This window comes from Sulfurimonas sp. CVO, assembly GCF_009883775.1.
In the GTDB taxonomy this organism is placed as follows: domain Bacteria; phylum Campylobacterota; class Campylobacteria; order Campylobacterales; family Sulfurimonadaceae; genus Sulfurimonas; species Sulfurimonas xiamenensis.
Window position 1 is genome coordinate 1386877 of the sequence record NZ_CP033720.1, and the last position, 25632, is coordinate 1412508.

The 25632-nt window shown below is 35.9% G+C and carries 22 protein-coding genes, 1 tRNA gene and 3 rRNA genes; 3 read left to right on the plus strand and 23 right to left on the minus strand.

Translation table 11 applies throughout. From position 1 onward, the window contains the following. Positions 1-7: 7 nt before the first annotated feature. Complete coding sequence (waaF, locus tag CVO_RS06965) at positions 8-982, plus strand: lipopolysaccharide heptosyltransferase II (RefSeq protein ID WP_159571143.1); 975 nt, start codon at positions 8-10, stop codon at positions 980-982. Here the strand turns inward: waaF and CVO_RS06970 are convergent. From CVO_RS06970 to rfaD, 3 genes are read right to left on the minus strand one after another with little or no spacing between them, the layout of a single operon-like run. Further along, complete coding sequence (locus CVO_RS06970) at positions 979-1551, minus strand: YfaZ family outer membrane protein (RefSeq protein WP_152298908.1); 573 nt, start codon at positions 1549-1551, stop codon at positions 979-981. The genes waaF and CVO_RS06970 overlap by 4 nt on opposite strands. After that, entirely contained in the window at positions 1552-2976 is a 1425-nt protein-coding gene (rfaE1, locus tag CVO_RS06975; protein WP_159571146.1) for a D-glycero-beta-D-manno-heptose-7-phosphate kinase, read from the minus strand. Then, positions 2973-3983: an ADP-glyceromanno-heptose 6-epimerase gene (gene rfaD, locus CVO_RS06980; protein ID WP_159571149.1), complete on the minus strand. Its 1011-nt coding sequence runs from the start codon at positions 3981-3983 to the stop codon at positions 2973-2975. The genes rfaE1 and rfaD overlap by 4 nt, the downstream gene beginning before the upstream one ends. 115 nt (positions 3984-4098) lie before the next feature. Between rfaD and CVO_RS06985 the strand changes: the two genes are divergently transcribed. Beyond that, complete coding sequence (locus CVO_RS06985; RefSeq protein ID WP_152298905.1) at positions 4099-4383, plus strand: c-type cytochrome; 285 nt, start codon at positions 4099-4101, stop codon at positions 4381-4383. Positions 4384-4420: 37 nt separating this feature from the next. Here the strand turns inward: CVO_RS06985 and ccoS are convergent, their stop codons facing one another. The 19 genes from ccoS to CVO_RS07080 form a co-directional block, all read right to left on the minus strand. Next, positions 4421-4636, minus strand: a complete 216-nt coding sequence (gene ccoS, locus CVO_RS06990; RefSeq protein ID WP_152298904.1) for a cbb3-type cytochrome oxidase assembly protein CcoS — start codon at positions 4634-4636, stop codon at positions 4421-4423. 3 nt (positions 4637-4639) lie between these two features. After that, the gene (locus CVO_RS06995) at positions 4640-7096 is read right to left on the minus strand and encodes a heavy metal translocating P-type ATPase (RefSeq protein ID WP_159571152.1); all 2457 of its coding nucleotides are present in this window, start codon (positions 7094-7096) and stop codon (positions 4640-4642) included. Further along, the gene (locus tag CVO_RS07000; RefSeq protein ID WP_152298902.1) at positions 7032-7517 is read right to left on the minus strand and encodes an asparaginase domain-containing protein; all 486 of its coding nucleotides are present in this window, start codon (positions 7515-7517) and stop codon (positions 7032-7034) included. The genes CVO_RS06995 and CVO_RS07000 overlap by 65 nt, the downstream gene beginning before the upstream one ends. Continuing rightward, complete coding sequence (gene gmhB, locus CVO_RS07005) at positions 7501-8025, minus strand: D-glycero-beta-D-manno-heptose 1,7-bisphosphate 7-phosphatase (protein WP_159571155.1); 525 nt, start codon at positions 8023-8025, stop codon at positions 7501-7503. The genes CVO_RS07000 and gmhB overlap by 17 nt, the downstream gene beginning before the upstream one ends. A gap of 5 nt (positions 8026-8030) precedes the next feature. Then, the gene (gene gmhA / locus CVO_RS07010) at positions 8031-8618 is read right to left on the minus strand and encodes a D-sedoheptulose 7-phosphate isomerase (protein WP_152298900.1); all 588 of its coding nucleotides are present in this window, start codon (positions 8616-8618) and stop codon (positions 8031-8033) included. A 146-nt stretch (positions 8619-8764) separates the two neighbouring features. Then, positions 8765-8880, minus strand: a 5S ribosomal RNA gene (rrf, locus tag CVO_RS07015). A 198-nt stretch (positions 8881-9078) separates the two neighbouring features. Beyond that, a 23S ribosomal RNA gene (locus CVO_RS07020) occupies positions 9079-12143 on the minus strand. Positions 12144-12447: 304 nt separating this feature from the next. Then, positions 12448-12523: transfer RNA gene (locus tag CVO_RS07025), tRNA-Ala, on the minus strand. A gap of 263 nt (positions 12524-12786) precedes the next feature. Then, positions 12787-14306: ribosomal RNA gene (locus tag CVO_RS07030) — 16S ribosomal RNA — on the minus strand. Together the 16S, 23S and 5S rRNA genes with 1 tRNA gene alongside form the textbook arrangement of a ribosomal RNA operon. A gap of 385 nt (positions 14307-14691) precedes the next feature. Continuing rightward, on the minus strand, positions 14692-15357 hold the full coding sequence (locus CVO_RS07035) for a pilus assembly FimT family protein (RefSeq protein ID WP_152300262.1): 666 nt from the start codon (positions 15355-15357) through the stop codon (positions 14692-14694). An 89-nt stretch (positions 15358-15446) separates the two neighbouring features. After that, positions 15447-15962, minus strand: coding sequence for a prepilin-type N-terminal cleavage/methylation domain-containing protein (locus CVO_RS07040; protein ID WP_159571158.1), 516 nt, complete (start codon positions 15960-15962; stop codon positions 15447-15449). A gap of 133 nt (positions 15963-16095) precedes the next feature. Next, entirely contained in the window at positions 16096-17910 is a 1815-nt protein-coding gene (locus CVO_RS07045; protein ID WP_159571161.1) for a citrate/2-methylcitrate synthase, read from the minus strand. A 9-nt stretch (positions 17911-17919) separates the two neighbouring features. Then, positions 17920-19254, minus strand: coding sequence for an ATP citrate lyase citrate-binding domain-containing protein (locus CVO_RS07050; RefSeq protein ID WP_152298897.1), 1335 nt, complete (start codon positions 19252-19254; stop codon positions 17920-17922). A gap of 88 nt (positions 19255-19342) precedes the next feature. After that, positions 19343-20536 (minus strand): hypothetical protein, encoded by a 1194-nt coding sequence (locus CVO_RS07055; protein WP_152298896.1) that lies wholly within the window; start codon positions 20534-20536, stop codon positions 19343-19345. Beyond that, the gene (locus CVO_RS07060; RefSeq protein WP_152298895.1) at positions 20533-21102 is read right to left on the minus strand and encodes an anthranilate synthase component II; all 570 of its coding nucleotides are present in this window, start codon (positions 21100-21102) and stop codon (positions 20533-20535) included. The genes CVO_RS07055 and CVO_RS07060 overlap by 4 nt, the downstream gene beginning before the upstream one ends. A gap of 55 nt (positions 21103-21157) precedes the next feature. Further along, the gene (locus CVO_RS07065) at positions 21158-21958 is read right to left on the minus strand and encodes an ABC transporter permease (RefSeq protein ID WP_159571164.1); all 801 of its coding nucleotides are present in this window, start codon (positions 21956-21958) and stop codon (positions 21158-21160) included. A 57-nt stretch (positions 21959-22015) separates the two neighbouring features. Then, entirely contained in the window at positions 22016-22615 is a 600-nt protein-coding gene (gene rsmD / locus CVO_RS07070; protein ID WP_159571167.1) for a 16S rRNA (guanine(966)-N(2))-methyltransferase RsmD, read from the minus strand. A gap of 85 nt (positions 22616-22700) precedes the next feature. Next, positions 22701-23438 carry a 3'-5' exonuclease gene (locus CVO_RS07075; protein ID WP_159571170.1) on the minus strand — a complete coding sequence of 246 codons (738 nt, stop codon included), beginning with the start codon at positions 23436-23438 and terminating at the stop codon, positions 22701-22703. Positions 23439-23463: 25 nt separating this feature from the next. After that, the gene (locus CVO_RS07080; RefSeq protein WP_152298872.1) at positions 23464-23892 is read right to left on the minus strand and encodes a hypothetical protein; all 429 of its coding nucleotides are present in this window, start codon (positions 23890-23892) and stop codon (positions 23464-23466) included. A gap of 86 nt (positions 23893-23978) precedes the next feature. Here CVO_RS07080 and murA point away from each other — a divergent pair, with 86 nt between their 5' ends. Next, positions 23979-25253, plus strand: a complete 1275-nt coding sequence (murA, locus tag CVO_RS07085) for a UDP-N-acetylglucosamine 1-carboxyvinyltransferase (RefSeq protein ID WP_159571173.1) — start codon at positions 23979-23981, stop codon at positions 25251-25253. Here the strand turns inward: murA and CVO_RS07090 are convergent, their stop codons facing one another. Continuing rightward, positions 25254-25631: a heat shock protein transcriptional repressor HspR gene (locus tag CVO_RS07090; protein WP_159571175.1), complete on the minus strand. Its 378-nt coding sequence runs from the start codon at positions 25629-25631 to the stop codon at positions 25254-25256. Position 25632 lies beyond the last annotated feature (1 nt).

A 25632-nucleotide genomic window follows, 5' to 3' on the forward strand; every position in this document is an offset into this window, starting at 1 on the left:
TACATCCATGAAAATACTGATAATTTTACCAAATTGGCTAGGAGACGCCGTTATGGCAACTCCTGCAATAGAACTTTTAGCTCTATATTATCCACAAGCACGATTCACTTTTGTTGGCAGCTTCGTATCCATCGAAGCATTAAAGTATCATCCCAAATGCGAAAAAACAGTTGTAGATGAAACAAAAAAAGCTCCAAACAGAATGAAAGCAACATATGAACTTGCAAAAGAGTTGGGCAGCTTTCATATGGCAATCTCTTTTAGAAACCAGATTCACGCATCTTTGCTTCTTAAACTCACAGGCAGTGTACTTTGCATAGCAAAAAAATCATGGCACTCTATGTTTTTGCTCTCACACACTCCGACCATAAAAACAAATCAGCACCTCTGCAGACAATATGCCCAACTAGCCATGATAAACACGGATGCATGGGACAAAAATACTCCAAAGCTTAAACTCTATATTCTTCCAAAAAGATTTGAAAAACCCACAATGGGAATCAATGCCGGTGCAACATATGGAAGTGCAAAAAGATGGTATCCAGAGAGGTTTGCCGAAGTTGCAAGAGAGTTCAGCGATAAGTACGAAATCATAATTTTTGGCGGACCAAATGAGGTAGAGATGGCAGATGAGATAGAGTCTTATCTCAAATCCTCAGGTGTTTCAAATTATACAAACTTAGCAGGAAAAACAAGTATAAAAGAGCTTTGTGAATTTATAGGCGGATGTTCTTTGTTTGTGACAAATGACAGTGGACCTATGCATGTCGCAGCCGCATATCAAGTTCCAACTGTTGCCATTTTCGGACCTACAAAACATACAGAAACATCACAATGGATGAATAAAAAAAGCAAAATAGTAAGACACGATATGGAGTGCGCACCCTGCATGAGAAGAGAGTGCCCGCTTGGACACCATGAATGCATGAAGAGCATAATGGCATCTGAAGTTATAGAAGCTGCAAAAAAGTTAGATATTTAAAACTCGAACTTCATACCAATATAAACAGAGTCATTATACTCTACATCTCCTCTTTTATAGTTGGTATCCATATGTCTATATCCAACTGTAATGTAGCCGTTTTCTATAACCTGCAGATCTGCATTTGCGCGGTACTCTAAAAATCCATCGGCTTTATCCATAGAAAGAACCTCAGGCGCACAATATATAGCAGCACCGATATAAAGTGGCATTGCTGTATTTATAGGGAGCTTATATTGAGCTTCAAGCCCTAATGGTATAGAGACAAAATCTTCAGTATGATTTAGCTTAACGCCCAATCCTAATCTAAAATCAGCATTGACATTTTTTTGCATTAAAAAATTTACCTCTTGGTAATCTTTTATGCGTCTAACATCGCTATGTCTCTCATCAGCATTAATATATTTTGCACCTATAAAAATTGTATGAGGTTCAACGCTTTCATTGAACTGTCCTGCATCAAGCCTCACTCCAACCTCTAGATCAGAATTATTTATATTTAGCTCAGCGCTATGCATTGCAAAAACAGATGCTGCACTTAGTGCTATTAAAGATATTTTTCGTAACATTTACTCTCCTTGTATTTTTTTAATTGTTTTTGTCGTACTTTTACCTTCAACAAAATCAACTAGTTTGAGTTCGTTAGCAAACTCAGTACCGACAACATCTTTGCCTTTATAGTCACCACCTTTAACAAGCGTGTCAGGCTGTATCATTTTTATAAGTTCATAAGGTGTATCATCCTCAAAAGGAACTACAAAGTCAACCGCTTCAAGTGCGGCAAGCAAATAAGCCCTGTCTTGTGCAATATTTACAGGTCTTGTAGGACCTTTTAAACGAGAAACTGATGCATCAGAGTTTAACCCGACTATCAAAATATCTCCGAAACTTTTTGCCTCTTGCAGATACTTTACATGCCCTACATGCAAAATATCAAAACAACCGTTTGTAAAGACAACCTTTTTACCGTTTTTACGATATCTTTCAACTACAATTTTTATCTCTTCAAAACTCTTTATATGAGCATCTGAAGTACTTTTATGCAACGCTGCTTCATACTCCTCTATCTCGTCTAGAGTGACCGTTGCAGAGCCAATTTTGCCCACAACTACTCCTGCAGCCAAATTTGCAAAGCCGGCAGCTTCGCTTATGCTTCTGTTTGCACTAAAAGCAAAGGCTATAGAAGCGATAACAGTGTCTCCTGCACCGGTTACATCAAAAACCTCTTTTGCAACAGTTGGGAAGAGTTTTAACTCATTATCATAAGTAGCTATTCCATCTTCGGAGAGAGTAATCATAGATATATCCAAATCACATATATCTTTTAGTTTTAAAAGTGCTTTTTTTAATGATTCTTTATCTTTTATATCTACTCCGGTAGCGAGCATGGCTTCTTTTTTATTAGGAGTTAAAAGATATGCACCTTTGTATTTGCTGTAATTGCTTCCTTTTGGATCAACAAAAACTTTGATACTGTTTTTTTTACAAAGCTCTATCAACTTTTGACAAAAATAGCCGCTAAGCACCCCTTTTCCATAATCAGACAGCACTACAGCGTCATAAGTGCAGATTGTGCTATTTACAGAGTTAAGAATTTTATCCGCTTCTTCATCAAGTATCTGCTCTTTACTCTCTTTATCATAACGCAAAACTTGTTGCGAACTGGCAATAATACGGCTTTTTTTTGATGTTTTTCTGTTTTTTAAAGTAAAAATATTTGAAGTATCAACATCTATTCTTCTTAACATATTTAGAAGTTCTTTTCCATTTTCATCATCGCCTATCACACTGCCAACAGATACTTTTGCGCCTAAAGTTACCAGATTATTGATAACATTTCCCGCACCGCCTAAAAGTGTTGTCTCTTTTGCTACATCCACAACTTGAACAGGAGCTTCCGGTGAAATTCTCTCACAACTTCCCCATAGATAGTGATCCAGCATCAAATCACCAAAAACCAAGATCTTTGGAGTAAAATTTTTTAATATTTTCATTTTTTAACTTCTTGAGCATATACTCTTTTAATTTCATCTACATACGCTTTAATTCCATCTTCCATTTCAAATCCAGGCTCATATCCAAGTTTCTCTTTTGTTGATGAAATATCAGCTTCGGTATGAAACTGATAGCTTCCGATAAAAGGATTTTTTATATATTCACATTTCAATGTTGTATCTAACTCTTTTTGCAATATATCTACTATATCTTGAAAACTTCTAGCTCTGCCTGTTCCGACATTATAAATTCCGCTCTCTTTTGGATGCATAGCTTTTATATTGGCCTGAATGACATCTTCTATATATATAAAATCTCTAAGTATTTTATCACTATTTTCAAAAAGTCGTGGGTTTTTACCTGCTAATATTTGATGTCCAAACTGCAAAATCATAGAAGCGGTTGTATTTTTAAAATACTCTCTTGGACCGTAAACATTAAAATATCTAAGACCTACTATTGCGATATTACTTTTTTTCATATACTCTTTGCTTAAATTATCCATGCAGAGTTTAGAGAAACCATAAACATTTTGAGGCGATTCTCGTCCAACTATTTGAGGAGAGAGTGCATTTCCATATGTCGCTGCAGATGATGCGTATATCATATTTGCATTGTGTTTTATGGCGACCTCCAACAAATCTTTATAAGCATTTACATTTGTTTTTATCATTAAATCTTGTTCAAGTGCAGTTGTATCAGATATGGCAGCTTCGTGAAAAATATAATCAAATTTATAATTTAATTCTAAATTAAGCAACAAATCTTTGTCATTAATATCACCACTGATTACTTCACCTCTAAAACCTATCAAATTTTTAAAATGTCCAAAACTTTTAAGATTACCGTTGGAAAGTGTTTTGCCGCTTCTGAAACTATCAAGAATAATTATATTTGCTTCTGGATGATTATTTTGAAAATAAAATGCCAAATTTGAACCAATAAAGCCTGCACCGCCAGTTATTAAAATTGTTTTATCTTTTAAATCATCATTTATGTATCTCATCTGCACACCATAGCCTCTAAAATTTAACAAAATGATAACAGATAAATTATTAACATGTATTTAAGAGTAAAATAACTATAATTTGCCCGAAAAATAATTTCAAAGGGTTAATATTATGAAAAAAATCGCTTTATCAATTGTTGCTTTAACTGCAACTACTGTTTTAATGGCTGAAGTTAATGCTGGTGCTTGTTTAGGTTGTCACGGTGCTGATTGGAGCAAAGCTGCTCTAGGTAAATCTAAAAATGTTGCTGAAATGACTCACGCTGAAATCGCTACTGCACTTAAAGGCTACAAAGATGGTAGTTACGGTGGACCAATGAAAGGTCTTATGAAAGGTCAAGTTGCTAAATACTCTGATGCTGATTTAGAGGCATTTGCACAAACAATCGGTAAATAATTTACTTAAATTGCCCTTTTTGGGCAATTTTCTCTCTCTATTCAGGTTTATACTTTTTTTGTAAATCTTTTTTCTTTTGTTCTCGTTTTACAGCGTCATTTAATTCATCTTCACCATCAAATTTGGCTGCATTTAAAAACTTCTCTTCATCATCAAACTGACCATTTTTTACAGCCCATAAAAATGCAAACAAGGCAATTGCTCCTAAAAATACAGAGACTCCAAGCATCATAGCTACAACCCAACTATCCATAATTTAATCCTTATTCCATTTATAACGAATTCGCATAGAATTGCCCACAACAAGCAAAGAGCTTAATGACATAGATATTGCTGCAAAAAGAGGTATAACATATCCAGCCATCGCAAGAGGAATCGTTATGCTATTATAAACTAAAGATATAAAAAGATTTTGTTTAATCAAGCCATATGTTGTTTTACTAATTTTAAAAGTGTCATTCAGTGATTTTAGAGAATCATCAAGCAAAACAACATCTCCAACTTCAACAGCTATATCGCTTCCGCTTCCCATAGCTATAGCAATATCAGCCGATGCCAATGCTAAAATATCATTCACGCCGTCTCCTACCATAACAACTTTTTTATTTTCGTTATGAAGAGCGTTTATATACTCTGCTTTATCTTGAGGAGTCTGTTCATACATAAAATTATATATGCCAACCTCTTTTGCAATATTTTTTGTTATATTTTTATGATCTCCGCTTAAAAGAACAACTTCAATTTTGCTTTGCCTCATATTTGCTATCAGCTCTTTGATTCCATCTTTGATTCTATCTTTTAACTCGTACATAGCAACAACTTCATTGTCTATTACAAAATAAAAACTTGTCTCCTGTGTTGAAGATTCTATATAAATTTTGTATTCCTCAAGCAGTTTTAAATTACCGCCTAAAAACTCCATATTTTTATATTTTGCTTTTATCCCTTTTGCAGGAATCTGCGTATAATCATCAAAAACTATCTCTGCTATATCTTTGTTCTGCTCTTTAATATATTTTGCAATTCCTTGTGAAATAGGATGTTTTGAAGAGTGAACCATTGAATATAATAGTTGTTTATCAAAATCTTTATATATATACTCTTTTATAACTTCTGGTTTTCCAACAGTAATTGTTCCTGTTTTATCCAAAACAAGAGTATCTATTTTTGCCATAGTCTCAAGTCCTGCTGCCTCTTTAAAAAGTATTCCTCTTGAAGCGCTTATACTGAGTCCAACTAAAGTAGCGACCGGAGTAGCAAGAGCAAGCGCACAAGGGCACGCTATGATGATTACAGATACCGCAACCATAAAAGATGTTTCAAAATTTCCGCAATAATGCCACCATCCTAAAAAAGTCAATAAAGAGAGTAATAAAATTATTGATGAAAAATATTCAGATAATTTATTTGCAATCTGTTGTATCTTTGGTTTTTTATTTATAGCAGCTTCTAAAAGCGTTACTATATTTGAAAGTGTTGAGTGTTTAAAATCTTTTGTTGCTCTAAAATAGATATCTGCATCAATACTTGTTGTACCGCTTACAACATTCATGCCGACACTTTTATATACCGGATTGCTCTCACCTGTTAAGCTAGATTCATCAAAAGAACCGTCTCCTTTTATAATCTCACCATCAAGCAAAACTTTTTCACCGGAAGAAACAATAACAATATCATTAACTTTAACATCATCAAGTTTACATGTAACGACAGTATTATTTTTAATAACTTTGACTTCCGCAGGAATATTTTTTATAATAAGGTCAAGTGTGTCAGCAGCATTTTTTTTACTTAAAACTTCTAAAAATTTACCGATTAAAACAAAAGTAATAATCATGCTCACAGAATCAAAATAGGCTTCACCACGCTGCATAACAGTTATATATATTGAGTAAATATAAGTAAGCAATGCCCCTGTTGCAACCAACAAATCCATATTTACTACTTTTGTTTTTAAGCCATAATAAGCACCTCTAAAAAAGACCCAGCCGCTATAAAAAAGCACAGGTGTTGCTAATATTCCTTCAGCGACATTAAGAATAGTCTTTATATCCTGAGTAATTCCGCTAAAATATCCGGCATATTGTGCAACTGCTATCCACATAATATTCATTGATGCAAATATTGCAACTGCCATTTTTAAATAGTATGCTTTTCTCTCTCTGTTAACATGCACCTCTTGTGTTGTTGCATCATAAGCATGGGCATTATAGCCAATTGCTCTAATCATATCGATAATTTTTGAAAGCTTTACAACATCATCTGCCCAAATAACTTTCGCTTTATTATTTGTAAAGTTGATATTGGCCTCTATCACGCCATCCATTTTATTGAGTGCTTTTTCATTTAACCAAACACAAGCTGAGCAGTGAATTCCTTCTATTATCAAAGAGATCTCACAAAACCCTTCACTATTAACTTTTACAAATTTATCATAAAAAGAGGGTGAATCAAAATTTGAAGAATCTGCATAATTTTGGAGCGGAGAGGTGAGAATTGCATTGTTGTTTTTTTCATAAAAACTGCCGAGACCCTTATCGTTTAAAAGATGGTATACTCCCTGGCAGCCGTTACAACAAAAATAAAGGTCACCATCTTGTATCATAACTGATGGGTCGAACTCTAATTGACAATGAGAACAGGGAATTTTATTCGACAACTTCAAATTTTCCAAATTTTTTGTTTTTTCGAATTTTTTCCCACGGTTCAACATATCCACTCATACAAATATATACACCATTTTCTTTTATGCCTTTAGCAAAACCGATTGCTATACCAAGATTTAAAGTTGCTTCAATATTATCAACTTCAAACGGCTTCATAGCTCCAATAAATACAATTTTTCTATCATCAAATATTTCGGCTAAAAACTCTGCGCTTAAATGCATTGTATCTGTCCCATGTACAATCACAAAAGTATCATCTTTTGACTCCATAATAACACTTGCAAGCATTTTCCTGTCATCCATTGTCATATCTAGACTATCTTTATAGATAACGCCTGCCAAATCATATTTAGCATCCACACTTTGTAAAATTTTTTTGATTGCATTATTGTTGTATGGAACTTCCAACTCTCCGTTTAATGGGTTATATTGCTTGTTAAATGTACCACCGCTATTTAGTATCAACATAATAAATATCCTTTAATTTTGAAACTGTTTTAGTAGCTTTTGATGTTTTATGTAATCCTGTCTCATCAAAAAGATAACTTTTTTTTATTCCTGCAGCTATGGCCGCCTCAATATCACGCTCTTTATCACCAACTAAAATAGAATTTTCTAAATCTATATCAAACTCTTTTTTCGCCTCTAAAATCATACCTGGCTCCGGTTTTCTACAACTGCACGCACCAGAAAGTTCTGGATGATGAGGGCAATGATAAACCTTTGTAATTTTTATACCATCTTTTGCAAACTCATTTATCATCCATGAAGTCAATTTTTCAAAATCTGCTTCACTATAATAGCCTCTTACAATGCCAGATTGATTTGTAACTACAATAATTAAATAACCCAAACTTTGATAATGTCTACATAGCTCAAATATGCCATCAATAAATTTGAAATCTTCTATTTTATAAAGATAATTGAGTTCAACATTTATAATACCATCGCGATCTAAAAAAAGTGCTTTTTTCATAAATGTCAACTAACACCTCTGCCAAAAGTCTCTTTTTCAATAATATCACAAATTATATGTCCTATAAGTATATGAGATTCCTGTATTCTTGGAGTAGAATCAGATGGTATAACTAAAGCTATATCAGCTATTTTAGCCATTTCCCCGCCATCTCTGCCGACCAAAGCTATAGTTTTTATGCCTTTTTCTTTTGCTACTTCAAATGCATTGATTATATTTTTAGAATTTCCGGAAGTTGATATACCAATAAATATATCTCCACTTTGTCCCATACCCTCTAATTGACGAGAAAAAATTTTGTCATACCCATAATCATTTCCAATTGCAGTTAAGCAAGATGTATCAGTTGTTAAAGCCAGAGAAGGTATAGAGGGCCTATCAAATCCATATCTTCCAACAAGCTCAGCAGCTATATGCTGTGCATCCGCTGCACTTCCGCCGTTTCCAGCTAATATCGTTTTATTCTTACCTTTATAGAGCTCTACACACAGTTTGCAGACTTCTACGATTTTATTTAATAACTCTTCATTTTGATAAATAGCTTGTTTTGTCTCAAATGATTTTTTTATCTGATCTTTTATATAATTTTTCATATAACATCCTAAAATAGTTAATATATAAAATAATACCATAGAATCAATTGATAAAACTTCAAGAATAGATAAAAATTTATAATAATAAATAAGAATTTTGTTAAGTTAATAATTTGATTTTAAATAAGAGTTAGAAGAAATGATCAACTAGGCAGCGACCTACATTTCCACACCTGAAAGATGCAGTATTATCAGCGATGAGAGGCTTAGCTTCTGGGTTCGGAATGGGGCCAGGCGTTTCCCTCTCTCTATAGCCACCTAGACAATCACATTTAAATACACTTTATTGTGTGTACTTAAAAATGATTGCTCTTGGTTTAGAGAAGATTTTCATTGTTAAAGTCAACATTTCAGGGTTTAGGGTTTAGATGTTAGGGGTTAGGTAAAACCGCCGACTAATCACTAATCACTAAATAACTACTTCAGACACCTATACACTAAGTAAGGTAGTGAACGATATGTAAAAAAGACAAACGTACTATTAGTACTGGTCAGCTAAACAGATTACTCTGCGTACACATCCAGCCTATCAAGCTTGTAGTCTTCAAGCGTACTTCAGGGAGAGTTCATCTTGGAGTTGGCTTCCCGCTTAGATGCTTTCAGCGGTTATCTCATCCATGCGTAGCTACCCAGCGATGCTCTTGGCAGAACAACTGGTGCACCAGTGGCATGTCCAACCCGGTCCTCTCGTACTAGGGTCAGCTCTCCTCAACTCTCCTACGCCCACGGAAGATAGGGACCGAACTGTCTCACGACGTTCTGAACCCAGCTCGCGTACCGCTTTAAATGGCGAACAGCCATACCCTTGGGACCTGCTCCAGCCCCAGGATGCGATGAGCCGACATCGAGGTGCCAAACCTCCCCGTCGATGTGAGCTCTTGGGGGAGATCAGCCTGTTATCCCCGGCGTACCTTTTATCCTTTGAGCGATGGCCCTTCCACACAGAACCACCGGATCACTATGACCGTCTTTCGACTCTGCTCGAGTTGTCTCTCTCACAGTCAGGCTCGTTTATGCCATTATACTCTACGAAGGATTTCCAACCCTTCTGAACGAACCTTTGTAAGCCTCCGTTACTTTTTAGGAGGCGACCGCCCCAGTCAAACTACCCACCAGACATTGTCCTCGCACGAGATAATCGTACCGAGTTAGCTATCAGAATATTCAAGGGTGGTATCTCAAGGATGCCTCATCTACAACTGGCGTCATAGATTCAACGGCTCCCACCTATCCTGCACATGAATATCCCAATAGCAATGTCAAGCTATAGTAAAGGTGCACGGGGTCTTTCCGTCTTTCCGCGGGTAGGAGGAATTTTCACCTCCACTACAATTTCACTGGATCCCTGGTTGAGACAGCTCCCATCTCGTTACGCCATTCATGCAGGTCGGTATTTAACCGACAAGGAATTTCGCTACCTTAGGACCGTTATAGTTACGGCCGCCGTTTACTTGTGCTTCATTTCAAGCCTTCGCGTGAGCTAAGCAATCCATTTAACATTCAAGCACCGGGCAGGCGTCACACCCTATACATCCTCTTACGAGTTAGCAGAGTGCTGTGTTTTTGGTAAACAGTCGGGAGGGACACTTTGCTGCGACCCGTCAATGCTTCATGGAGCAAGTCCATTTACAAATAGGGCACACCTTATACCGAAGATACGGTGCTAGTTTGCAGAGTTCCTTAACCAGGGTTCATCCACGCGCCTTAGAATACTCATCTCACCCACCTGTGTCGGTTTACGGTACGGGCAACTGCTGTTCTCGTTTAGAGGCTTTTCTCGGCACGACAGTATCATTGATTCAAAGCGCTCTCCGAAGAGATTGCTCTGCCTGTAAGATCTCGGTCTAATGTATCACGGATTTGCCTATGATACAACCTACATCCTTCGACCCACTATTCCATCAGTGAGCTCAATTAACTCTATGCGTCCCCCCATCACTCAAGCGAACAACAGTCGGTATCGGAATATTAACCGATTTGCCATCGTCTACCCCTCTCGGACTCGACTTAGGTCCCGACTAACCCTACGATGACGAGCATCGCGTAGGAAACCTTGGGTTTACGGCGAAGAAGATTCTCACTTCTTTTCTCGCTACTCATGCCTGCATGCTCACTTCCAGCCGCTCCACCACTCCTTGCCGGTATGGCTTCTACGCTGACTGGAACGCTCTCCTACCGCTAAGTTATAATTAAGACGCTATCGGAAGTAATTCCGCTAGCTACGTTAACACTAGGTTTTCCTCGGCGGAAAGCCCATCGCACTAGTGCGATTAAGCGACTAGTCGCGTGAGCCCGCTGCTGAAGCGAACACAGTGTTAACGTAGCTATTGGGACTTTGTTCCAATGGCGTACTAAATAATAATAACTTAACCTAGAGCTTCGGTGCTTGTCTTAGCCCCGTTATATTTTCGGCGCAAAATCGCTAGACCAGTGAGCTGTTACGCTTTCTTTAAAGGGTGGCTGCTTCTAAGCCAACCTCCTGGTTGTCACAGCAACTTCACATCCTTTTCCACTTAGACAAGACTTTGGGACCTTAGCTGCTAGTCTGGGTTGTTCCCCTCTTGACGATGGATTTTATCACCCACCGCCTGACTCCCGAGGTTACACATGAAGTATTCGGAGTTTGATAGGGTTTGGTACCGCGGTAAGCAGCCCTAGCCCTGTCAGTGCTCTACCCCTTCATGCTAATGCTCGAGGCTATACCTAAATATATTTCGGAGAGAACCAGCTATCACTGAGTTTGATTGGCCTTTCACCCCTATCCACAAGTCATCCCAAGACTTTTCAACGCCAGCGGGTTCGGTCCTCCACTGGCTCTTACACCAGCTTCAACCTGCTCATGGATAGATCACTCAGTTTCGGGTCTGCAGCATCTGACTAATTCGCCCTATTAAGACTCGCTTTCGCTACGGCTTCTCGTTCGATTAACCTTGCCAGATACCACAACTCGCAGGCTCATTATGCAAAAGGCAGTCCGTCACACTTATATATAATAGTGCTCCGAATGATTGTAAGCCATAGGTTTCAGGTTCTATTTCACTCTGCTCACCGCAGTCCTTTTCACCTTTCCCTCACGGTACTTGTTCGCTATCGGTCTAGTAGTAGTATTTAGGGTTGGAGGGTGGTCCCCCCATATTCAGTCAAGATAACACGTGTCCCGACCTACTCATTCCTCAGTCTAGTACCATACAAATGTTTTCGCTTACGGGAATATCACCCTCTATGTTCACTCTTTCCAAAGTGTTCAGCTAACAAATATATTATCACTAAGTGCCCTAATCCCTTTTCGCTCGCCGCTACTATGGGAATCTCGTTTGATTTCTTTTCCTTCAGGTACTGAGATGTTTCACTTCCCTGAGTTCGCCCCCCGTAGGGTAACATGACTCGCGCCATGCTGGGTCGCCCCATTCAGAAATCCCCGGATCAAAGCTTCTTGGCAGCTCCCCGAGGCTTTTCGCAGCCTAGTACGTCTTTCATCGCCTCTACTAGCCAAGGCATCCACCTATGGCCCTTAATATCTTTTTTATTCTATGTTGCGTTCACTACCTTACTTAATGTAAGACAGTGCCTGTTTAATTGTAGTTATTTAGTTGATATAATTATTAATTGACTTCTTTATATATAACTTAATATATATCCAGTTATCTTTCTTAACTATATTTTATTGACTTTAACAATGATAATTTAATGAACTTTTGGTATAAAACCAAATATAAATCTTTTCAATTAAAGACTTATATTTGGTTTTTTGAGAAAGTTGTGCTTGATAAGGTTGCGAAGCATACTAAATGTATGTGAGCAAACTTATCAAGTGCAAATTTCCAAAAAATGGTGGAGAATAGCGGGATCGAACCGCTGACCTCCTGCGTGCAAGGCAGGCGCTCTCCCAGCTGAGCTAATTCCCCATAACATTAAATAGTCCGTAAAAGGAACAAGTCCCTTTTCCTTCGCTTTGACCGCTATGGTCACTAAAGCTAGTCTCTTGCGAGACAGAATATTTTCAAAAATTTCAAATGAACACAGATCACTGAAAACTAAGCAAGCAAAAGACTAAAATAACTATTTCTCTTGTGAGATTTTCTTTGACAGAAAAAAATTTAGTTTTTTTCTGCACTGCGTTTTAACGCTAGTATGAGATAAACAAATGAATGTTTTCTCTTTACTCTAGAAAGGAGGTGATCCAACCGCAGGTTCTCCTACGGTTACCTTGTTACGACTTCACCCCAGTCGCTAATTCCACCGTAAGTGGTAGCCCCCCGAAGGTTAGCTTCCCAATTTCGGGTGAAATCAACTCCCATGGTGTGACGGGCGGTGAGTACAAGACCCGGGAACGTATTCACCGTAGCATTGCTGATCTACGATTACTAGTGATTCCAGCTTCATGGAGTCGAGTTGCAGACTCCAATCCGAACTGAGAGACGCTTTAAGTGATTGGCTCCACCTCGCGGTATTGCAACACTCTGTACGCCCCATTGTAGCACGTGTGTAGCCCTGGCCGTAAGGGCCATGATGACTTGACGTCGTCCTCACCTTCCTCCTCCTTGCGAAGGCAGTCTCCTTAGAGTGCCCAGCTTAACCTGCTGGCAACTAAGGACGAGGGTTGCGCTCGTTGCGGGACTTAACCCAACATCTCACGACACGAGCTGACGACAGCCGTGCAGCACCTGTTTTCAAGCTCCCCGAAGGGCACTACCGTATCTCTACAGTATTCTATCAATGTCAAGGCCAGGTAAGGTTCTTCGCGTATCTTCGAATTAAACCACATGCTCCACCACTTGTGCGGGTCCCCGTCTATTCCTTTGAGTTTTAATCTTGCGACCGTACTCCCCAGGCGGAACACTTAATCTGTTAAGTGCATCACCGCAATGACAAGCATCACGACGACTAGTGTTCATCGTTTAGGGCGTGGACTACCAGGGTATCTAATCCTGTTTGCTCCCCACGCTTTCACGCCTTAGCGTCAGTTATGTTCCAGGAGATCGCCTTCGCTTTAGGTATTCCTAGTGATATCTACGGATTTTACCCCTACACCACTAATTCCATCTCCCCCTCCCATACTCTAGGTTACCAGTTTCAAGTGCAGTTCTACAGTTAAGCTGTAGGATTTCACACCTGACTTGATATCCCGCCTACGCGTCCTTTACGCCCAGTGATTCCGAGTAACGCTTGCACCCTCCGTATTACCGCGGCTGCTGGCACGGAGTTAGCCGGTGCTTATTCATATGCTACCGTCATTTTCTTGACATATAAAAGGAGTTTACACACCGAAATGCGTCATCCTCCACGCGGCGTTGCTGCATCAGAGTTTCCTCCATTGTGCAATATTCCTCACTGCTGCCTCCCGTAGGAGTCTGGTCCGTGTCTCAGTACCAGTGTGGCGGATCATCCTCTCAAACCCGCTACCCGTCATAGTCTTGGTGAGCTCTTACCTCACCAACTAACTGATAGGATATAGTCTGATCTTCAAGCGAAAAAACATTTCCCTTCATACCTTGTGATATGAAGGTGTATCTAGTATTAATCACCGTTTCCAGTGGCTATCCCAGTCTTGAAGGTACATTAACTATATATTACTCACCCGTGCGCCACTCGTCGCCAAAGTGCAAGCACTTTGCGTTACCGTTCGACTTGCATGTGTTAAGCACGCCGCCAGCGTTCACTCTGAGCCAGGATCAAACTCTCCATAATTGAAGTTGTTTAATCTTTGCCCAAGATTATTAAATCATTGGCTTTATGTTGCTATCAGTGCGTGAACATCTGATAGACTTTGTATAGTATCTATACTATTGGGTATCTCTAAATAAATAGAGACCAAATAGAATAGACGGTTGTTGTTATTTTAGTTATTTCTAAGTAAACTTATTAATGACCAATCTAACTATCTCTAGTTATTAAAGTCTATTTACTTGCTTAGTTTTCAATGATCTCAAACCTAGATTTTTAATCCTAAACTTTAGGTCTCTCTGTTTGTGGAGGGGAATTATAGAGAAATGATTCTTAATGGCTTCTTAATCTGTAAGAGAGTTTTTGAAGAAATTTTATTTTTCTTATTTTTATACAAAAAATATCATTTTTAATATATCATATGTGCATATCCAGTTTCCGGTTCAACAGCTATTTTCACACTTCCTTCCTCACTACTCAATGTTATAACACAAGGATTGCCAGATATGTCATTTTGTATCAATTGCGAATTTGCACCATTTCTATAAGCATCATCTAACAAATGTGAGCCGTCATATAGTGGTCTACCAAGATGATCAAAAGCTATACGTAAACTATACTTTTTACAATTAGCAGAAAAAACAATATCTGTTATGCCATATGTTTTTCCAATATTTAGCTCTGAAGTTACTTTTGGATCACTATGTAATATACTACTATAACCAGCCGTTAAATATTTTGACATATCTAAAGGATTTTTAGCAATTTCACTTATACCTGGATTTCCTGTACTCTCTCCTGCGTGATCTGAAAATACAGTGTATGCCCATTTTTTATCACTAGCATCAGTTTTTGCAAAAAAGATTTGCCATCTTTCTTTGTACCAATCTGCATTTTTTGCATCAAATTTATCATCCACCATCGCTAAATGTTGTGTATATCTAATATGTGAAATTACTTGCTCTGCAGCTTCTTGCAATCTGTTTGAATATATCCTGGGAATTATAGATACAGCTAAAATTCCAATAACAACAATAGCAATTACAAGTTCTATCATGCTAAATGCTTTTTTCATAATAGATAAATTAGGTACTTTAGCATGCAAAAACCTTAAACCAAAAAATTACAATTTTTTTTAACAGAAATTGTGATTTATGATTATATCTATTTTAAACTTATATATCCACTCTCTTTCATAATAGTTATTTCTGCTTCTTCTGAATCATCACTCAATTTAATTAAACAATCACTTGTCATTAAATTTGCATAAGCTGAACCAGCTGTAGACAAATCGTCTATTAACGGTCTTCCAACATGATCAAAACTTATAACATTATCACCACAATTACTGAAAGTAAGAGTAACTCCATAATCTTGCGAAATATTTATATTAAGATTATCTCTATTCATCGGATTCTTCGCATAAGCTCCATCACTAACTATTGAGTATGAACCGTTATTAAATCTTATTTGCCATAATTTTTTAGACCAGTTAAGATCTGTAGACTCAAACTTATCATCTACCATTGCCAAATGTTGTGTATATCTAATATGCGAAGCTAATTGAGTAGCTGCTTCATATACCCTATTTGAACCAATTCTAGGGATCATAACCACAGCTAAAATCCCAATAACAACAATAACAATAATAAGTTCTATCATACTAAATGCTTTTTTCATAGTAATTCACTTAAAAATAGGTTTATTATAAGTATATCAAAAAGATAAGAAAAGTAAAATTTTTTTAAAGAAGTTAAATAAGAGGTTTTAAAAAAGTTGCATCAAGGAGAAATTTTCTCCCTGATATTATAAATTAGAGTTCTTCTGCTTTATGAACATCATAAAGAATGTCATCCATTGGATGTCTGTACATTGGCATTGCAAGTCTTTTTTCATCTAAAATGTGTCCGATAAATCCGATGCTTCTACCTAAAATAAAGAATGCATTAAGAGCACCTGCATTGATAAACACATCAATCTCTTCATCTTCATATCCTAGTGCTCTCCACATATCAACCATTAAAATACCAATTGTTCCATCTACATTAAGAATTAAATTCTCTTTTTTCGATGTTGTTAATTGTTCAACAGTTAACGCATAATCAAGCAATGGTGTTGATGGAAAGTTTGCAGCTGCAAATCTTTTTAACCCTTCTACACGAAGATCAGGATTTTTAAGAGATTTGATTCTATGTCCTATGCCCGGAATAGGAATTCCCTCTTTTTTCATATGATTTAAAAATTCAGTCGGAGTAAGATTGTTATCTTTTGCATATTTAAAATATTTTGCCGCATCATCGATTGCTCCGCCAAAACGAGGTCCGATTGTTAAAAGTCCTGAAATAAGTGAACTAATAACATCTTTTCCTGCTCTTGCTGTAACTTTAGCATTATGTGCGCCTGAAACTGCCGGACCGTGATCTGCAACAGTTTTAAGAACCGTTTCTAAGAAATCGACTGCCCATCTTGGATATCTTTTCTTAAACCAAAGAATACTCATAACATCACCTACAGTAAAGCCTGTGTCTGGAGTTGCAACTGAGCTAATTGGATAACCGCAGTAGTGTGCCTCTTCTCCTCTGTCATCAGATATAGTACAGATAAACTGCTTTGGTTTTCTTACTTTAGGACAAGCATTTACAGAAGGCTCTTTGATATCTTTAATAATACCTGCTGCATGCAGTTCATGATAAACCGCGCTAATAATTTCCGGTAGATCATTAAATGATGCAGGAACATGTATCCCAACCTCTTTCATAGCTCTATTTTTTGCTTCAGCCGTTTCAGAATCAGCATTTGCAGATGCACCTGCATGTCCAAACTGAACACCGCTGTCATAATATTTAGCAATTGTTCCTATACACCATGCAATAATAGGCTTTTTGATTTTGCCTGATTTAACGGCCTCAATCACTTTATACTCTTCAGTTCCGCCCACTTCGCCTAAAAGCAGCATATACTTTACTTCAGGATTTGCTTCCATTCTTAAAAGATTATCAATGAAAACTGAGCCTACAAATCTGTCTCCTCCTATCGCTACACCCTCTGCAATACCATCTGCATTAATTGCAATAATGTTAGAAAGTTCATTAAAAAGACCGCCTGAACGAGTTACAAGCCCACATGAACCTGCACGGTGAAGCTTAGATTGAATAATATTCTCGATTGTTCCGCCGATATTTGCAATTTTAAATGCACCCGGAGCAATCGCACCAACTGTCGCCGGTCCAATTACTGTTACATTTTTTTCTCTTGCTGTTGCATTCATTTTACGAGCGAGTCTCTCAGGAATACCTTCTGCCGTAATCATTATCGTTTTAAACCCGCCAATTTCAAGAGCTTCCATAGTAACATCATATGCTGTTCTAAAAGAAGCAAAGTTTAAAAGCACATCTGCTTGAGGATGCGCAGCTTTTGCTTCTGCAGTACTTTTATACAGTGGGATCATGATTTCATCCCCGCCGTAAAAAAACTTATCAAATTTAGAACTGCTAGTAGGAGCGACAATTGCTGCTACTGATGGTTTTTCTCTTTTAATTGTGTAATCATAATCAAGCATTCTTTGAATAGCTGTTTTGTTGTTGTTCCAAAAAATTGCCTGTGTATCTCTTGTAAATAATTGTGCCATTTTTTCTCCTTACTTAGCCAGTGCCATACGAACAATATCTGTCACATGTGTTTCTGGTCCATAAACTTCTATGTAAAGACCTAATTTGTCAGCAGCTTCTTTAATATCTTTAAGACCTTTTTCATAATTTGGTCCACCGCGTCTTACATAAATTTTTATGCCCACTTCTTTCATTTTTTCAGCATAATTTTCAAATGCCTGTATAATACCTGTAAATGTTTTTGCAACATCTGTAAAGTTTGCAATCGCACCACCGATAATAAGAACTTTATCTCTGCCTTTTGGATCTTTTTCTCTTGTCATAAGATCTAAAATTGTCTCAGCATAAAACTTTGTCTCACCTGTAGTTGGTCCGCCCGAATATTCACCATAGTTTGCAAGATCTTCAATACCTGCGAAATCAGCAATTGTATCAGCGTAAACAACTGATGCACCACCACCTGCAACCATTGTCCAGATTCTAGCCTCTGGCTTAAGAATCGTAAGTTTTAGCGAAGCACCTGATTTGCTGTCTGCATCTTCGATAGCTAAAACTTCAGGAGATTTTTCTTCCATACCAAATGAAGTTGGATAATCAACATCACCCCATTGCTCTCTCATCATAAATCCGGCAGTATCATCAAGTTTTGCAACCATATCTAAAAGCTCAACTTTTTTGCCTTGTAAAACAAACGGGTTGATCTCTAGGTATGCAAAATTTAACTCTCTGTAAGCTTTAAAGAAGCCTATCGCGAACTCTGCAAACGCTTCTTTATCATTTTTTGCAACATCTTTAGGAATGTTTTTTCTAATCTTATCAGCGATCTCTTCTTCAGTTGCAGTAATTGGAAATGATACTTCTATAACTTTATCCCAATTCTCTTCAACTTCCATACCGCCCTCAGCAGACATGTAAAGAACATCATCATCCCCGACACATGTAGCAGAGATATAGTACTCCTCTTCTTGAGAGTGTGGAGTAAACGGCTCAACGACAAAGTGAGTAAGCATATCAACTTTTGCTTCGCCTGTTGGAGTGTCGCCGTCAAATGAAAAATAAACTGATTGTTTTTCAGAAGATTTTTCATCAATCCAAGATGATGCTTTTGCTAAAGATACATCGCCCGGCTTAGCATCTTTAAACAGAACCAAACCATTCTTTCCTCTTTTACCAAATAGCATATCTGGTTTAGCAACTAATGCTTTTTCTTTTAACCATGTTTTTTCTTTTGCAGCTTTCTTTAGCTCTGATCCATTTTGAACCAAAACTGTTTCATATGCATAAGTAAAACCTGGAAAATACTTATCCCAATGCTTAGCTAAAATTGACTTAGCGTCAAATTCCCTAATTGCTTTTTGAGCCATTGCAACTCCCTGTTTTTAATATTTTATAAAATGGTATCACATGAAAATCAATCTAAGGCTATTTCTATAGATTAACTACTATATAGATTTAATTTATGTTTATTTTCGTAACATTAGCAGAATAAACAATTACATTTTTGTAACTAATTGTTACATTGTTTGGATGAATAGAATCTAAAGGATTCTCTTGAATTAAATAGTTGTAGCAATTTGTTACACCATAAAATTCTAACCTTTTTGCCATTTTAGTATCGCTTTTGACACAATATATATCTCTTTTTTTAAGCTCTTCTGCCAACTCTTTTGCAACATGCATTTTATAAGAGAAGTGTTTTTTTGGATCTTCTATTATATGATATAGATATTTATTGAAAAATACGACTGAACTATTTATCAATAAGAATATTAAAGATACACCAAATGCCCATCTATATTTTTTTCTAAATATATTTAAACGAACCCTATATGAATGTTCAAAAGTTTGTGCAATAAGCGGAAGTGCAAGTATTACATAGGGTGCAAAATGTTCTATGGCAACACGCTGCCTAAATGACAAAAGAAGTGATAAAATAAGTGCTGTAGTTGCAATAAACCACAATATATCAAAATCTTTAGTTAAATATCTTCTGTATAGTGTATAAAAAAGATATATAAAAATGATTGGAGAAAATATTGCTGCGTATATTCCGATAGAATCTAAAAAATATCCTTTTGGCGCGCCATGTGTGTCAATGCCGTAAATAGAGAGTGATGTTAAAAGCAATATAAGATTAAATAAAAAAAATGTTTTCTCTTTTTTATACAAAGAAAAAAGTGCAAGTGCCATAAAAAGAACTACAAAACTGCCATCAATGAACATATAAAATAAAAGTAAAACATAACTATATTTTATGGAATAATTTTCATATAAGTATACAAAAAGCAACAATCCAAACAAAATCAAGCCAGCACTATTAACTATAATAGCTGAGCTTATAACCCCAGGCAACAGGATAAAAATTAAAAGCAGCCAAATCCTATTTCTTTCAATTTTTATATAGTTTTTAGATATTTTAAACAAAAGCAGTGCACTAAATAGATGCAAAATTATCATAGGCAAGCGTAGAGCAAAATCATTCTGCCCAAATAGCATAATTGAGCTATTTATAAAAAGTTGCAAAAACGAAAAATCACCACTTAATAAGAGCGCCTCATTATAAGATATGGACAATTCATTAGTCTGAAATACAAGAACAAATGCATCTAATCCTAAAATAAAGAACAAGATGTATCTAATACTCATATTTTTAAAAAATTTCCTATTATTTCATGCCCATATTGGCTCATTATAGATTCAGGATGAAACTGAACACCGTATATCTCTTTACCTTTAACTTTTAGTGCCATTATCTCATTGTCATCCGTGCTATACGCTGTTGGTTCTATCTCACTCGGAAGTGAGTTTTTATCTACTATTAAAGAGTGATATCTAGTTGCAATAAACTCTTCTGGAATATTTTTAAATATTTCACACTCTTTTGTTCTTTTCATGGTAGAGGTTTTGCCATGCATCATATTTTTGGCACGAACAACTTTTGCTCCAAAAGCCTGTGCAATACTTTGATGACCGAGACAAATTCCCAAAATAGGGACTTTATCTTTAAAATGCTCTATTACTTGAAGCGTAACACCCGCATCATCAGGAGTTGCAGGACCTGGTGATATAATGATTTTTTCAGGTTTTAGAGCTTCTATCTCTTCAACGCTCAATTCATCATTTCTAATAATCTTAAGATCAGCTCCTAATTCTCTGCAATATTGCACAATATTATAAGTAAAGCTGTCATAATTATCTATCATTAAAATCATAATTTATCCTAAATTTATATAAATGCATTTTATCTCTTTTGCTCTTTTTTTTGACTTATTTTTGTTGAATATCTTTTTTATTTGTTAAGTGCTGCAGATAATTTGAAATATTTATAAGTGAAAATGTAACCAAAAATATCATAAGACCGGGGAAAAAACTCACCCACCATGCAATCTCCATAACATCTTTTCCGCTGCTTAAAATTGTTCCCCAGCTCATTTGCGGTGCCACAATTCCAAGTCCTAAAAAACTAAGTCCTGATTCTGCAAGTATAGCACCGCCTACACCAAATGTAAAACTGACAAAATATATAGGGGCTAAAAGCGGCGCATAGTATTTAAAAAGTATCTTCAATCTGCTTACTTTTGCAATATTGAGTATTCTTATGTAAGGTTGAGATGTTATTTGAAAACTCTCAGAGCGTATAAGTCTTGCTGTAGTCATCCAGCCTGTTATAGAAATAATTACAATTAAAACCAATGCTGAAGCATTAACATAACTAACAAGCGCTAGTAATAAAAAAAATGTAGGAAATGTTAAAAACAGATCCACTAAAACAACAAAACCCTTATCTATATTTCCTCGAAAATATCCAGCCGTAGAACCCAAAATCAATCCTATTATTGAAGCAATAAAAGCGCTTCCTACACCAATAATAAGCGAGACTTTTCCGCCTTCAATAAGTCGTGCAAAAATATCCCTGCCAAGTCTGTCAGTGCCAAGAAGATGTTCCCATGAAGGCGGAACTAAAATAGCATTGCTATCTAACATATAGGCATCAACCGAGTAAAAATTAGAACCAAAAAAAGATATTATAAAGACAAAAACAAGTATAAAAATACTAACTTTAGGCATTTAAAATTCTTTGTGTAAAATTCAGTGAACTATAGTTAATATATATCACAATATAAGTCATTCTATATCTTTACTTTTAAAATATGTTAAAGTTGTATTTCCAAATTTTTTTGATTTTATGATATAAAACGGACCTATTGTATCTGGAATTTCTAAACCGCTCATATGCTCTATAATTATAAGTTTTACACACTCTTTTGGCAAAGAAGCTATCAAATCAATAGTTTTATCGTATATATCCTCCATCCCTTCTCTTATGTTAAAAGGAGGATCTATATAAAAATATGCCTTTTCACTCTTTCTCTGCAAAGTTTTTACAACACTCTGAATGTTGATAAATGTATCACCACTGTAAATTTCACACAAAGCCGGATCAGTCTGCTGGATATTTTCTTTTAAAATTTTTATCGCATCACGATCACGCTCCATAAAAATAACATGTTTTGCGCCGCGGCTAAGTGCTTCAAGACCAATAGAACCGCTTCCTGAAAAGAGTTCTACAAAAGTTGCGTCTATTATTTCAAACTGAATTGTATTAAAAAAGGATTCCAAAACTATAGCTTTTGAACTTCTTGTTGTAGTTTTTGATGGAATTTTTAAACTTTTATTTTTAAACTTCCCAGATATTATTTTTTTAGTTATTTCTTTATTTTTCATAAAACTGTCATACTACCTTTAAAACATTCTATCAACGGTGATTTACAAATTGTCAATATTTTTAATTAAAAAGAAGTATAACACATCAAAAAGAAGATTTAATATCTAAATATTTGTTTATACTATATTTTAAATCTTCATCCATATCAGTCACATTTACCAATAACCACTCCAAATATCCTCTGTTGCACATACTTATCTCTTCTATATAACGCCCGCTATATTTACCAAAATCAAATTTCTCAATCAGCACATGTTTAAAACTAAGCTCAAGTAACTCATTATCTGTTTTCATATCTAAAAGATAATCATATAAAAGTTTTACATATAACGCATCAGCAAGCGCATTATGCGCAATAAATTCATTTTCAACCATTGACAAAGAACATTTCAAAGCCTCTTTTTTCTCATTTTTATAGAGTTTTAACTCATACCTTAAAAATTGTAAAGAGAAGTGCTCACACTCCGGAATTAAGTGTTTTGTAGCACGAAGAGTATCAATAATTTTACCATACCATTTAAATCCGCATGCATTTAACATCTTTAGATCAAAACTTGCATTGTGAGCTATAATTGTTGAATTTTCATTGTTATGCTCTTGTAAAAATTTCCAGGCATCGCTCTCTTTTAAAGGTGGTTTTCCTTTTATCATCTCATTTGTAATATGATTTATACTTGAAGCTTTCGAAGAGATTTTTTTCCCTTCATTTACAAGTTCATATTTTGAGACCACCTTGTTTTTATCAACAGAGATTAAACCTATAGAACAGATTTTATCACTGCTATCTAACCCTGTAGTTTCCAAATCCAAAAATATTAACATACTTTAATCTTTAATACTTAAAAATCTAAACATCATCTTTGAAAGATTCTAACATTCCATAATAGTGTTCAAGTGTTATAAAACTTTTCTCAAACCTAAAGCGGATAATAAATTCTACAATTTTGTTTTTTAGATCTGTATCTACATTCTCAGCTTTTCCAAAATAGCCTAAAGATATATTTTTACTTTTTATAACAGCATTTTTATCATAACCGATTGCCAAAATCTGTAAATATTTACCTTTTTTTATCTCACCCAAATTTTCACTAAGAAGTGATGCTCCTGATAAATTTATAGCTTTAAAATTAAAAAGCTCGCTAAATTCTTCAACCTTTTGATCTATGCCTAACTCTTTATATAAATTTTGCAATAAATTTAAATTCTCTTTTCTCGCACGCTCATAACTAGAAATTTTATTTGTTAAATTTTTTAATCTATCCAAAGCTGAATTCATAACTATTCCTATCTTTACTTATAGAGATTATACCCAAAAGCTAAACTATTTTAGTTATAATTATGCATTTAAAAAAAAAGAAAAAAATGGACTACTTAAAAATAAAAAAAGCTGATTCTCTGCATGGAGAAATAAAAATTTCTGGTGCCAAAAATGCATCTTTGCCATTAATAGCAATGAGTATATTGGCAAAAAATCGTGTATCTATTAAAAATTTACCTCATGTTGTAGATATAAATACTCTTTTAAAATTACTATCAAACTTAGGTGCAAAATGTTCATCTACATGGACAAAGAATGAAAATATTACAACTATTGACACCTCTTGTCTGAGTGAAACAAAAGCAACATATGATATAGTAAGGACAATGCGTGCTTCCATACTTGTTTTAGGTCCGATTTTAGCACGGTTTAGACATTGTGAAGTATCTTTGCCTGGCGGCTGTGCAATAGGACAAAGACCTGTTGATTTGCACCTTAAAGCGCTTGAACAGATGGGTGCTGTTATAAATATAGAAGCCGGTTATATTCATGCTACTGCCCCAAATGGGTTAAAAGGCTGCAATATAATTTTTGATAAAATAACTGTTACGGGTACCGCAAATATTGTTATGGCAGCAGCTTTGGCAGATGGAGTCACAACCATTACAAATGCTGCCAGAGAGCCTGAAGTAGTTCAACTTTGTGAGATCTTAAATGCGAGCGGCGTTAAGATAGAGGGTATTGCTACTGCGGTATTGACTATTCACGGAACTTCTGGAAAACTTTTAAATATAGATGATTTTACTATTATCCCAGACCGGATAGAAGCAGGAACCTATCTATGCGCAGCTGCTATAACCAAATCAAAGCTTACATTAACAGATGTAAATGCAAAACATCTTGGTGCTGTTTTATCAAAATTGGAAGAGATGGGAAATAAATTTACAATCACAGATAATACCATCACGATTCATCCAGCGAAAAGTCTTAAACCTGCTAAAATAACCACTCAGGAGTATCCTGCATTTCCTACTGATATGCAAGCTCAATTTTTAGTGCTTGCTACACAAGCAAAAGGGACTTCTATTATTGAAGAGAAACTTTTTGAAAATAGATTTATGCATGTCAGTGAGCTTCAAAGAATGGGTGCAGATGTATCACTAAACGGAAATGTTGCAACTATAAACGGAAAGTCAAAATTAAGCGGAACTGATGTTATGGCAACAGATTTACGAGCTTCCAGTGCACTTGTTTTAGCAGGTCTTGTAGCAGAAGGCATAACCAATGTTCATCGTATATATCATCTTGATAGGGGCTACGACTCTTTAGAAGAAAAGTTGCGAAATGTTGGTGCAGATATAGAAAGATTGAAAGAGTGATCAATCTTCAAAAATGATCATCTCATAAATACTTTTTTTTGTAACTAATGCTTTGTCATGTGAAATGGTGCTGGAACTTTTTGCTTTTAAAATCTCTTCTCTAAGCTCTTTAATATCCTGTTCCATGCTCTCAACATTCTCTTTTAATCTTAAAATTATATCAACTCCAGCCAAATTCACACCAAGTTCACGGGTTAATCTTAAAATTAATTTTATTCTGTCTATATCTCTTTGAGAATAGAGTCTTATTCTACCATTTGACCTTGAAGGAGTAATAAGATTTTCTCTCTCATACTGTCTTAGAGTTTGCGGATGTATATCTAAAACTTTTGCAACGATACTAATCAAATAAACCGGTTCATCATATTGGTGTATCATC